The sequence below is a fragment of the Nonomuraea sp. CX421 genome, assembly GCF_059358955.1.
In genome coordinates, this window is sequence record NZ_JCADBK010000017.1 from 104,899 (window position 1) to 116,108 (window position 11,210).

At 72.1% G+C, this 11,210-nt stretch carries 9 protein-coding genes; all 9 read right to left on the bottom strand.

The features are described from left to right. Positions 1–7: 7 nt before the first annotated feature. The 9 genes from ftsW to mraZ all read right to left on the bottom strand — a co-directional run bounded on the left by ftsW (position 8) and on the right by mraZ (position 11,184). Positions 8–1,291, bottom strand: a complete 1,284-nt coding sequence (gene ftsW / locus AC5L3X_RS27155) for a putative lipid II flippase FtsW (protein ID WP_189126648.1) — start codon at positions 1,289–1,291, stop codon at positions 8–10. After that, on the bottom strand, positions 1,288–2,652 hold the full coding sequence (gene murD, locus AC5L3X_RS27160; RefSeq protein ID WP_494860606.1) for a UDP-N-acetylmuramoyl-L-alanine--D-glutamate ligase: 1,365 nt from the start codon (positions 2,650–2,652) through the stop codon (positions 1,288–1,290). The genes ftsW and murD overlap by 4 nt, the downstream gene beginning before the upstream one ends. Beyond that, entirely contained in the window at positions 2,649–3,710 is a 1,062-nt protein-coding gene (gene mraY / locus AC5L3X_RS27165) for a phospho-N-acetylmuramoyl-pentapeptide-transferase (RefSeq protein ID WP_189126650.1), read from the bottom strand. Before mraY ends, murD begins: the two co-directional genes overlap by 4 nt. Then, on the bottom strand, positions 3,707–5,128 hold the full coding sequence (locus tag AC5L3X_RS27170) for a UDP-N-acetylmuramoyl-tripeptide--D-alanyl-D-alanine ligase (protein ID WP_494860608.1): 1,422 nt from the start codon (positions 5,126–5,128) through the stop codon (positions 3,707–3,709). Before AC5L3X_RS27170 ends, mraY begins: the two co-directional genes overlap by 4 nt. Beyond that, a complete protein-coding gene (locus AC5L3X_RS27175) occupies positions 5,125–6,657 on the bottom strand; it encodes a UDP-N-acetylmuramoyl-L-alanyl-D-glutamate--2,6-diaminopimelate ligase (RefSeq protein WP_189126652.1) in 1,533 nt (510 codons plus the stop codon). Before AC5L3X_RS27175 ends, AC5L3X_RS27170 begins: the two co-directional genes overlap by 4 nt. Positions 6,658–6,697: 40 nt before the next feature. Beyond that, positions 6,698–8,428: a peptidoglycan D,D-transpeptidase FtsI family protein gene (locus tag AC5L3X_RS27180; protein WP_494860653.1), complete on the bottom strand. Its 1,731-nt coding sequence runs from the start codon at positions 8,426–8,428 to the stop codon at positions 6,698–6,700. 653 nt (positions 8,429–9,081) lie between these two features. Continuing rightward, entirely contained in the window at positions 9,082–9,579 is a 498-nt protein-coding gene (locus AC5L3X_RS27185; RefSeq protein WP_189126653.1) for a hypothetical protein, read from the bottom strand. Then, a complete protein-coding gene (gene rsmH, locus AC5L3X_RS27190; RefSeq protein ID WP_494860611.1) occupies positions 9,563–10,495 on the bottom strand; it encodes a 16S rRNA (cytosine(1402)-N(4))-methyltransferase RsmH in 933 nt (310 codons plus the stop codon). Before rsmH ends, AC5L3X_RS27185 begins: the two co-directional genes overlap by 17 nt. A 257-nt stretch (positions 10,496–10,752) precedes the next feature. Further along, positions 10,753–11,184, bottom strand: a complete 432-nt coding sequence (gene mraZ, locus AC5L3X_RS27195; protein ID WP_189126655.1) for a division/cell wall cluster transcriptional repressor MraZ — start codon at positions 11,182–11,184, stop codon at positions 10,753–10,755. Positions 11,185–11,210 lie beyond the last annotated feature (26 nt).

Here is an 11,210-nt window from a genome sequence, read left to right on the forward strand (position 1 = left end):
ACTCCCTCTAACGTCTCGCTCGGCCTTTGTTCATGCCCCCCAGGCCAAGCCAGCTTAGGGCCCGTACGACCGGTCCGGGGCCACGCGCGGCCAGAGCTTCCCGCGCCCCGGGCTCACGTTTGGCGAACGACAGCAGCATGCCCAGCGCGGCCAGCGTGGGCAGCAGCGCCGAGCCGCCGTAGGACACCAGCGGCAACGGGATGCCCGTGATGGGCAGCACGCCGAGCACGGCTCCGATGTTGACGATGCCCTGGCCGACGATCCAGGCCACGACGGCGGCGGCGGCGAGCCGGATGAAGGGGTCGTTGACCCGGCCGGCGACCCGCAGCCCGGCGTAGCCGAGCAGGCCGAAGAGCGTGATCACGACCAGCGTGCCCATCAGCCCCAGCTCCTCGCCGAGGATGGCGAAGATGAAGTCGCTCTCGCCGTGCGGCAGCCAGCTCCACTTGGCCCTGCTGCTGCCCAGGCCGAGCCCGAACCAACCACCTGAGCCCATCGCGATCTGCCCCTGTACGGCCTGGTATCCGGCGCCCTGCGCGTCGGCCCAGGGGTCGAGGAACGCGCTGATGCGGGCCATCCGGTACGGCTCGACCCTGATCATGATGACCGCCGCCAGCACGGCCAGCGCCATGATGCCGCCGAACAGCTTGATCGGCGCGCCCACCACCCACAGCAGCGACAGGAAGATCATGAGCAGCACCAGGGTGGTGCCGAGGTCGCGGCCGAGCATGACCATGACGGCCAGGATCGCGGTGCCGGGCATGAGCGGGATCAGCAGTTGCCGCCACTCGATGCGGCCCTGGCGGGCACGGCGGGCCAGCAGGTCGGCGCCCCACAGCGCGAGCCCGAGCTTGGCGGGTTCCGACGGCTGGATGGTGAACGGCCCCACATAGATCCACCGCTGCGCGCCCAGCTCGGACGAGCCGATGAACAGCACCATGACCAGCGCGATGATCGACAGCGCCATCAGCGGATAGCCGGCCCAGCGGAAGAACCGGTGCGGCAGCCGGGAGCACGCCCACATGATGGGCACGCCGATGGCCGTCGACAGCGACTGCTTGATGAACCACGAGAACGGGCTGCCGGTCTTCGCCAGCGCCTCGATGCTGGAGGCGGACAGCACCATCATCAGCCCGAGCGCCAGCAGCAGCGCGCTGCACCCGATGATGAGGTAGTAGGTGGTCAGCGGCTTGCCCAGCAGCTCCTTCAGCGCGCCGCGCTGCTCTCGCAGCCATCCGGCCGGCCCCTCGACCGCGCTGCGCCGCGGCGCCTCCTCGGTCGTCGCGCTCACGTCGCGGCCTTCAGCTCGCGTACGGCTCTCGCGAAGGCCTCCCCCCGCGCCGGGTAGTTGGCGAACATGTCGAGCGACGCGCCCGCCGGGGAGAGCAGCACGGTGTCACCCGGCGAGGCCAGCCGGGCGGCTTCGGAGACGACGTGGTTCATCACCCCAGTGTCTTGGCCCGAGATGTCCACGACGGGGATATTCGCGGCGTGTCGCGCGAGAGCTTCGGCGATCCGGCCGCGGTCGACGCCCAGCAGCACCGCGCCGCGCAGCCGGGGGGCGGCCCGGCGCACCAGCTCGTCGACGTCGGCGCCCTTGAGCTGGCCGCCCGCGATCCACACGATCGACGGGTAGGCCGACAGGGCGGCGGCAGCGGCGTGCGGATTGGTGGCCTTGGAGTCGTCGACGTAGTCGACCTCGCCGACCCGGTCGACGAGGGACATGCGGTGCGGGTCGGGCACGAAGTCGCGCAGCCCCTGGCGTACGGCCGCGGCCGGCACGCCCACGGTGCGGGCCAGCGCGGCGGCGGCCAGGGCGTTGGCCACGTTGTGCGGCGCGAACGGGTGCACGTCGCCCAGTGTGGCGAGCTCCTCGGCCTCCTCGACCGGGTCGTCGACGAACGCCCGGTCGACCAGCAGGTCCTCGACCACGCCGAGCTGGCCGGGCCGGGGCACGAGCAGGGTGAAGCCGACGGCTCCGGGACGCGGCCCGGCCAGCCGCGCCGCCTCGGGGTCGTCGGCGTTGTAGACCACGGTGCCCGCGCGCTCGAAGATCCGGGCCTTGGCCGCGGCGTAGGCCTCCATCGAGCCGTGCCAGTCGAGGTGGTCGGGCGCGACGTTCAGGATCGCGGCGGCGTGCGGGGCCAGGGTGCTCGACCAGTGGAGCTGGAAGCTCGACAGCTCCACCGCCAGCACGTCGTACGGCTCGCCCACGGCCTCGACGACGGGCACGCCCACGTTGCCCACGGCGGCCGCCTGCCGGCCGGCGGCCAGCAGGATCGAGGTGAGCATGCGAACCACGGTGGTCTTGCCGTTGGTGCCGGTGAGCGCCAGCCAGGGAGCCGCTTGGGCGGGCCTCAGCCGCCAGGCCAGCTCGACCTCGCCCACCACCTCGACGCCCGCCTGCAGGGCGGCCGCGATCAGCGGGTGGTGCGGGGCCCAACCGGTGGTGACCAGGCGGCCGACCCCCTCGGGCAGCTCCATCGGGCCGAAGCGGATCTCGACGCCGCGCCGGGCGAGCTCGGCCGCGGCGACGCGCTGCCGCTCGCCCTCCTCGGCCTCGACCACCACGACCGGCTCGCCTCGTGCGGCCAGCACCCTGGCCACCGCGGTGCCGGAGACGCCGAGCCCGGCGACGCAGGTGAGACTCATGCCTTGGGCATCCACTCGACGTAGAACAGGCCCAGACCGAGGGCGGCGCACAGCATGGCGATCAGCCAGAAGCGGACCACGATCGTGGTCTCCGCCCAGCCCTTCAGCTCGAAGTGGTGCTGCAGCGGCGCCATCCTGAACACCCGTTTGCCGGTCATCTTGAAGAAGCCGACCTGGATGATCACCGACAGGGTGATGATCACGCAGAGCCCGGCGAGAATGATCAGCAGCAGCTGGGTGCGGGTGGCGATGGCCAGGCCCGCCAGCACGCCGCCGAGCGCCAGCGACCCGGTGTCGCCCATGAAGATCTTGGCCGGAGGCGCGTTCCACCACAGGAACCCGATCAGCGCCCCGAGCACCGCGGCGGCCACCACGGCCAGGTCGAGCGGATCTCGCACCCAGTAGCAGTTGGGGCCGAGCTGGTCGATGCAGTTGTTGCGGAGCTGCCAGTTGCCGATCAGCACGTAGGCGGCCAGCACCACGCCGGTCGCGCCGCTGGCCAGGCCGTCGAGACCGTCGGTGAGGTTGACCGCGTTGGAGAAGCCGACGATCATCACGAGCACCCAGATGGTGAAGCCCACGATGCCGATCGACGACGGCCCGAAGTCACGCAGGAACGACAGCCGGGTCTCGGCCGGGGTGATGCCGTAGACATTGGGCTGCCGGGTCACCAGCACCGCGAAGATCGCGCCGACGACGAGCTGGCCGAGCGCCTTGGCGCCGCTGCGCAGGCCGAGACTGCGCTGCTTGTAGATCTTGATGAAGTCGTCGAGGAAGCCGACCGCGCCGAGCCCCGTCATCAGGAACAGCACGAGCAGTCCCGAGACCGTCGGCGGCGTCAGCGTCGCGAGGTGGGAGCCGCCGTAGGCGAGCAGCGAGGCCAGCACGATCACCGTGCCGCCCATGGTGGGGGTGCCGCGCTTGTCGTAGTGGCCCGACGGGCCCTCCTCGCGGATCTCCTGGCCGTAACCCCGCCGGGAGAACAGCCGGATGGCCAGAGGTGTCCCGAGCATCGACAGGATCAACCCGACCGCACCGGCGATGATGATGTTGGTCACTGGGGGGCACCCCCGAGCAGCAGCTCGGCCGTCGTCTCCAGGCCCATCGCCCTGGGCCCCTTGATCAGCACCACGTCGCCCGGGCGCAACCAGCCCGAGAGCTCGGCCGCCGCCGCCCGCGCGTCCTCGACGTGCGCGATCGGCATCTCGCCCTCGGCTACCGGCCCGCCGTTGGACCGGGCCGCCCGCGCGGCCCCGAAGGCGCCCTCGAGCACCGGGGTCGCGTCGGGGCCCGCGACGATCAGGCCCGACAGGCCCGCGCCGCCCGCCAGGCGGCCCAGCTCGGCGTTGAGCTCGGGGCCGTCGTCACCCAGCTCGCGCAGGGCGGCGATGACGGCGAACCGGCGACGGCCCGCCCCGAGCACGCCGAGCGCCTGGAACGCGGCCCGCATCGAGTCGGGGTTGGCGTTGTAGGCGTCGTTGATGACGGTGACGCCGTCGGGCCGGTCGGTGACCTCCATCCGCCACCGGCTGCGCGGTGTGGCCTCCGACAGCTCCTCGGCGATGACGGCGACGGGCAGGCCCAGCTCGTAGGCCGCCGCGGCGGCGGCCAGTGAGTTCTCGACGGCGTGCTCGCCGTACAGCTTGAGGTTGACGGACGCGGCGCCCGACGGCGTGCGGAGCGTGAAGGAGGCGCGCCCGCGCTGGTCGACGGTGACGGCCTCGGCGCGGATGGCCGCCTCAGGAGCGCGCCCGAACAGCGTGACGCGCGCGCGGGTGCGGGAGGCCATCGCGCGCACCAGCGGGTCGTCGGCGTTGAGCACCGCGACACCGGTCTGCGGCAGCGCCTCGACCAGCTCGCCCTTGGCCTGGGCGATGGCCTCCTTGCCGCCGAACACGCCGAGGTGGGCGGTGCCGACGTTGAGCACGACCCCGATGCGGGGCGGCGCGATGCGGGTCAGCTCCGTGATGTGGCCGATGTTGCGGGCGCTCAGCTCCAGCACCATGTAGCGGGTGTCGAGGTCGGCCTTCAGCACCGTCAGCGGGTGGCCGATCTCGTTGTTGTACGAGCCGACCGGCGCGATCGTCGGCCCGATCCGCGCGGTCAGCCTGGCCAGCAGGTCCTTGGTGGTGGTCTTGCCGGCCGAGCCGGTCACCCCGATCACCGTCGCCTCGGGCAGCGACGCGGCCTGCGCGGTGGCGAGCGCGGCGAGCGCGGTGGCGGTGTCGTGCACGATCACCGCGGGCGCGTCGACCGGCCTGGAGGCCAGCACCGCGACGGCGCCCGCCCGGACCGCCTGGGCCGCGTAGTCGTGGCCGTCGACCCGCGCGCCCTTGAACGCGACGAACAGCGAGCCCGGTCGCACGTCACGCGAGTCGATCACGACGGGGCCGCGCACCACCGCGCGAGGGTCGGCCATGCCCGACAGGGCGCCCGAGGTCATCTCGGCGATCCTGGCCAGAGGCAACGGGATCATGCGTGCTTCCTGCTTTCCTTGCGTGCGTCGATCGCTGCGGCGACCACTTCGCGATCGTCGAAGGGGATCACCTCGCCTGAAACGTACTGGCCCTGCTCGTGACCCTTGCCTGCCACGACGATCACGTCGCCGCGTCCGGCCCGGCCGATCGCCAGACTGATCGCGTCCGCGCGGTCGGGCTCAATGATCACATGGGCGCGGTCGTGCCGGGGAACGCGGAGCGCTCCCTCCATCATCGCGGCCAGGATGTCCAGAGGATCCTCGGAGCGAGGGTTGTCGCTCGTGAAAATCGCCACATCCGCCAGCCGCGCGGCCGCCTCGCCCATGAGCGGGCGCTTGCCGGTGTCCCGGTCGCCGCCGCAGCCGAGGACGACCGTGAGGGTGCCGGCCGTCACCTCGCGCAGCGAGCGCAGCACCGACTCGACCGCTCCCGGTTTGTGAGAGTAGTCGACGACGGCCTGGAAGTCGTCACCGGCGGCCGTCACCCGCTCCATGCGGCCGGGCACCCCGGTGAGGGTGCCGACGCCGTGGACCGCCGTCTGCAGCGGCACTCCCGCCTCGACCAGCGTGACGATCGCGCCGAGCGCGTTGGCGACGTTGAACGGGCCGGGCAGCGAGATCTGCGCGTCGGCCTCGACGCCGCCGGGACCGAGCACCCGGAAGGTGCTGCCGTCGGCGCCGAGCCGGGTGTCGACCGCCCGCCACGCGGCCCCGGGATCGCCCAGCGCGGAGAAGGTGGTCATCGGCACCTTGGCCCGGCCCAGCAGCTCGCGGCCGTGCGGGTCGTCGAGGTTGGTCACCCCGGTGCGGCAGAGCTCGGGCTGGAACAGCCTCACCTTCGCCGCATAGTAGTCGTCGAAGTCCTTGTGGAAGTCGAGGTGGTCCTGCGACAGGTTGGTGAACAGGGCCACGTCGTAGAAGACGCCGTCGACCCGGCCGAGCGCGAGCGCGTGGCTGGAGACCTCCATGGCGGCGGCGGTGACGCCCCGCTCGCGCATCAGGGCGAACAGGCCGTGCAGATCGGACGCCTCCGGGGTGGTCAGCCGGGGCTCGAAGCGGACCTCGCCCGCGTGGATCTCGACGCCGCCGACCAGCCCCGTGACATGGCCCGCGGCGCGCAGCCCGGCCTCGATCAGGAACGTGGTGGTGGACTTGCCGCTGGTGCCGGTCACGCCGAGCACCTGGATCTCCTGTGCCGGCCGGCCGTAGACCCAGGAGGCGACCTGGCCGAGCACGGCGCGCGGATCGGGCACGACCAGCACCGGCAGCCCGGTCGCGACGGCCTCGGCGCGCCCCTCGGGGTCGGTCAGCACGGCGACCGCGCCGGCGGCCATGGCCTGCGCGGAGAAGCGGGCGCCGTGGACCTGGCCGCCGCGCAGCGCGACGTAGAGGTCTCCGCGCCTGACCTCGCGGGAGTCGATGGTGACACCGGTCAGCGCGGCATGGGGCGATCTCGACGAACCGGAATCGGCGTCGAGCATGGTCGCCAGCCCGGTCAGCGGGCGGGGCGGACTGGTCGTTGGACGCATAGACGACGGGGGACGCACGGCGGCAGCGTACCTTTCCTGGTCACTGTCCCGCGCGCGTCCGCACCGAAGGCGCGGCCGAGCCCGTCGGAGGAATCTTCTTGCTCTTGATGGCGAACGTCATCACATCCTTGAACACGGGGGCCGCCAGCTGCCCGCCGAAGTGGCCGTTCTTCGGGTTCTGCAGCACCGAGAGCACCACCAGCCGGGGCGCGTCCGCCGGGCTGAAGCCCACGAAGGAGGCCGTGTAGCCGTCGTAACGGCCGAGCTGCTGATCGTAGCGGTCGGCGGTGCCGGTCTTGCCCGCCACCCGGTATCCGGGGATCGCCGCCAGCTCACCGGTGCCCTCGGCGCTCACCGCGAGCTCGAGCATCGCCGTGATCTCCTTGGCGGTCTTCTCGCTCACCACCCTGGTCTGCTTTCCGGGCGGTGCGGCCACGAACCTGCCCGCGGCGTCGGTGCTGCCGGCGACGATCCGCGGCTCGATCCTGACGCCGCCGTTGGCGATCGTCTGGTAGACGCTGGCCATCTGCAGCGCGGTCACCGAGACGCCCTGGCCGTAGGCGACCGTGCAGCTCTGGCTGCCCGACCACTTGCGGTAGTCGGGCAGCAGGCCCGCCTCCTCGCCCGGCACTCCGCCGCCCGGCTTCGCGCCGAAGCCGAACGCCTTGAGCATCCGGTGGAGGCGCTCACTGCCGACCTCGCGGGCCGCCATGATGGTGGCGACGTTGCTGGACTGGGCCATGGCCTCGCGGAAGGTCATCGACTGCGGCGGGTGCGGGTGGGCGTCGTGCAGCACCCGGTCGGCGCACTTGATGTTGTCCTTGACCTGGAAGACCGTGTCGGGGTGCACCTTGCCCGCCTCCAGGGCGGCGGCCGCGGTGATCACCTTGTTGGTGCTGCCGGGCTCGAACACGTCGGCCACGGCCTTGTTGATGTACTGGATCGAGGAGGCCGCGCGCCAGTTGTTGAGGTCGAGCTCGGGCGAGTTGGCCATGGCGATGATCTGGGCGGTGCGCACGTCCATGACGATGACGGTCCCGCTGCTCGCGCCCGCTTCCTTGGTCTGCTCGGCGATGGCCTCCTGGGCCGCCCACTGGATGTCGCGGTCGATGGTCAGCCGCAGGTCGCGCCCGTCGACGGGGGCGGTGCGCTGGCTGCTGGTCATCGGGATGCGCTGCTGGTCTCGGCCCGTCTCGACGCGCTGCTTGCCGTCACGGCCGGCCAGCAGGGAGTTGTTGGCCCCCTCGAGACCGGCCAGGCCCTTCTCCTCGTCGCCGACGAAGCCGATGAGGCTGCCCGCCAGGTCGCCCGCGGGGTAGTCACGGCGGTAGGTCTTCTTCGCGGTCAACGTGGGCACGCGCGCCTTCAGCAGGGCGGCCGCGGTGACCGGGGGGACATCGCGGGCCAGCAGTTGGTAGCGGGTGTCGGTGCGGGCCAGCTTGGCGGTGATCTCCTGCACCGGCTTCCCGAGGTGGGACGCGATGACGGAGGCGACGGCCGACCGGGCGGCGGGCGGCACCTTGGTGGGGTCGATGGCGATCTCCCTGGCCTCCAGGGTGACGGCCAGGGGATGACCGTTGACGTCGGTGATCGTGCCACGCTTGGCCGGGATGTCCTCGACGTGCACCCGCTGGCGGGCCGCGGCCGCCTCGTAGACCTTGGCATCGAGGCCCTGCATCTGGATCAGCCGGCCCGCGAAGATCGACAGGATGAACGTCATGCCGATCAGGCCGATGTTGATCCTCCGGCGCGGGCTGCCCAGCCGCAGGATGAGCGGCGGCCTGGGCGGGCGTGGCGGCGCGGGCGGGCGGCGCGGCGGACGTGGCGGGCCGTCGCCGCGCCACGGCATGCGCCCCGGGCCCGGGACCCGCTCGCGCGTTCCGCCTGAGCCCTCCTGGGCGGAACGGCTCCGCGCGCCGTCGGTGTCCTGCCTGGCACGCGACCGGCTCCCGGAGCCGGCGGCGTCCGGGCGGGAGCGCCCGTCACGGGTGCGGGAGGCGGGGGCTTCCGGGCGTGCCTGAGCACGGCTGTCACGGGTGCGGGACGCAGAGAGGTCGGGGCGTGCCTGAGGGCGGTCGTCGCGCCCCTGGGCGGTGCGGTCCCTGGCGCGGTCGGAGCCGTCGCGGGCCGCTCTGCGAGGGCCGTCGGGCCGGGGACGCCGGTCGTCGGCGGGATCCTGGGGCGGCCGGTTGCGGTCGGCCGGGCTGCTGCCGAAGGGGAGGTCGAAAGGGTCGGGCTGCTTCCTGGGGTCGTGCGGGCCATCGGAGGGCGGCCGGCCCGCCCCCTCCGAGCGGGCCGACCCACCGCCCTGGCGGCCGGTCCGGCCGGGGCCGCCCGGCGTACGGCGAGCGGCGCCGGGCCCTCCCTGAGAGCCGGCGCCGCCGACGCCGCGGCCGGGACCCTGACCCCTGCCGCCTGTCTCCCTCACCGTGTCTGGCCCACCCGGTCAGCGTCGTCGGTGGCGCCGGGCAGCGGGTTGACGTGCTTCCAGTCGCGGCTGAGATTCTGCCTCTCGGCCCCTTCGGAGATGGCGCCGGGTTGCGTGAGCTTCTGGATCCGCTGCGCGACCTCCTCGTTCTGCAGTCGCGCGGTGGCGATCTCCTCGCGGAGCGTGGTCGCGGTGATCGAGTCCTGGGCGAGCACGGTGTTGAGCAGCAGCAGGCTCACCAGGCCGCCACAGAGCAGGCCGAGGACCAGCAGCACGAACGGGGCGCGCTGGCGCCGCCGCGAGGGCTGCCGGCCGGCCTCGGGCCGGGACGGGCGCGCCTCGGGCACGGGCGTGTCGGCCGCCGGGCGTGGCCGCGGGATGGGCTTGGACTGCTGCGGCACACCGGGCCTGCGCCGGGTCCTCGGCCCAGTCGTGGGCACGGCGCCGCGGGCGGGCGCGCCCCGCCTGGTCTCCTGCTCAGTCCTGGTCGTCAACACGGATCCTCTCTGCCGCCCTTAGCCGGGCCGAGGCCGCCCGCGGGTTGCGGGCCACCTCCTCTTCGCTCGGGAGCTCGGCTCCCCTCGTCAGCAGGCGGAACCTCGGCTGGTGTGCCGGTAGGGGGACGGGCAGCCCGGGCGGGCTGGTGTCCTTGGTTCGCGCCGTGAGGACCTGCTTGGTCAGCCGGTCCTCCAGGGAGTGGTAGGAGAGCACGACGACTCGCCCACCGAGTGCGAGCGCGTCGAGGGCCGCGGGAAGTGCCGCCTCCAGGGCGGCGAGCTCCGCGTTGACCTCGATGCGCAGCGCCTGGAAAGTCCTCTTGGCGGGGTTGCCCCCAGTGCGCCGGGTAGCGGCGGGAATCGCCTGACGAACGATCTCCGCGAGCCGCTTAGTCGACGTTATGGCGTCCTTGGCCCTTTCCTTGATGATTAGGCCCGCGACACGCGGTGCGAACCGTTCCTCTCCGTAATCGCGGAGGATGCGAGTTAGCTCCGCAGCGGAGTAGGTATTGACCACCTTCTCCGCCGTGAGCTCCTGCTCGGTGTCCATCCGCATGTCGAGGGGAGCGTCATAGGAATAGGCGAAACCCCGCTCGGCCTCGTCCAGCTGGGGCGAGGAGACGCCCAGGTCGAACAGCACACCGTCGACCGTGGCGTGGCCTTCGCGGGCGAGCAGGCCCGCCAGCTCGTCGGAGGAGGCGTGGAGCAGGGTGGTGCGGCTCGCGTAGGGAGCGAGCCTGCGCGTGGCGAAGTCGACCGCGAAAGGGTCGCGGTCGATGCCGATCACGTGAAGTGACGGAATGGCGGCGAGCAAGGCCTCCGAGTGACCACCGAGGCCGAGGTTGGCATCGACGACGACAGGCCGCGCGCCGGTGAGCGCCGGCGCCAACAGCTCCATTACGCGGTCGAGCATGACCGGAACGTGACCGCCCGTGCCTGCGTTTTCGTACATCTCCAACCCCCCTCTCGCGTCCTGCTCGCGGATGACGCGGCCGGCGATCGATCGGCTCTTCCTGGGTCCCCACCCGGCGCCGTCCGGCCAGGTCCCCATCCGCACCCTCTTCGTGGATGCCCGCCATCTGACACCGGGGAAGGTGCATCAGCTGGCCGGCAGTGGTTGCGGGTGGAGACCTCGCCGAACGACATCTCCGACGGATCGACCGTGTCTCACTACAAGATCCCTGGCAGCACCTCCTCCGACAGATCGGCGAACGCCTGCTCCTGGGCGTTGAGATAGGTGTCCCAGGCTTGGGAGTCCCAGATCTCCAACCGGGTGTTGGCCCCGATCACCACGCAGTCGCGCTGCAGGCCGGCGTACTGGCGCAGGCTCTGCGGGATCGTGATGCGCCCCTGCTTGTCAGGAGTCTCGTCGGACGCGCTGGCGAAGAAGACGCGGCTGTAGTCGCGCACCGCCTTGGCGGTGACCGGGGCGGTGCTGAGAGCCTCGGTAATGCGCTGGAACTCCTCCACAGGAAAGACGTAGAGGCATCGCTCCTGGCCTTTGGTGATCACAAGACCCTCCGCCAGCTCCTCACGGTACTTAGCCGGCAGGAACAGCCGTCCCTTGTCGTCGAGACGCGGCTGATGGGTGCCGAGGAACATCGGCCCCACCTCCCGTGCCTCAGTGA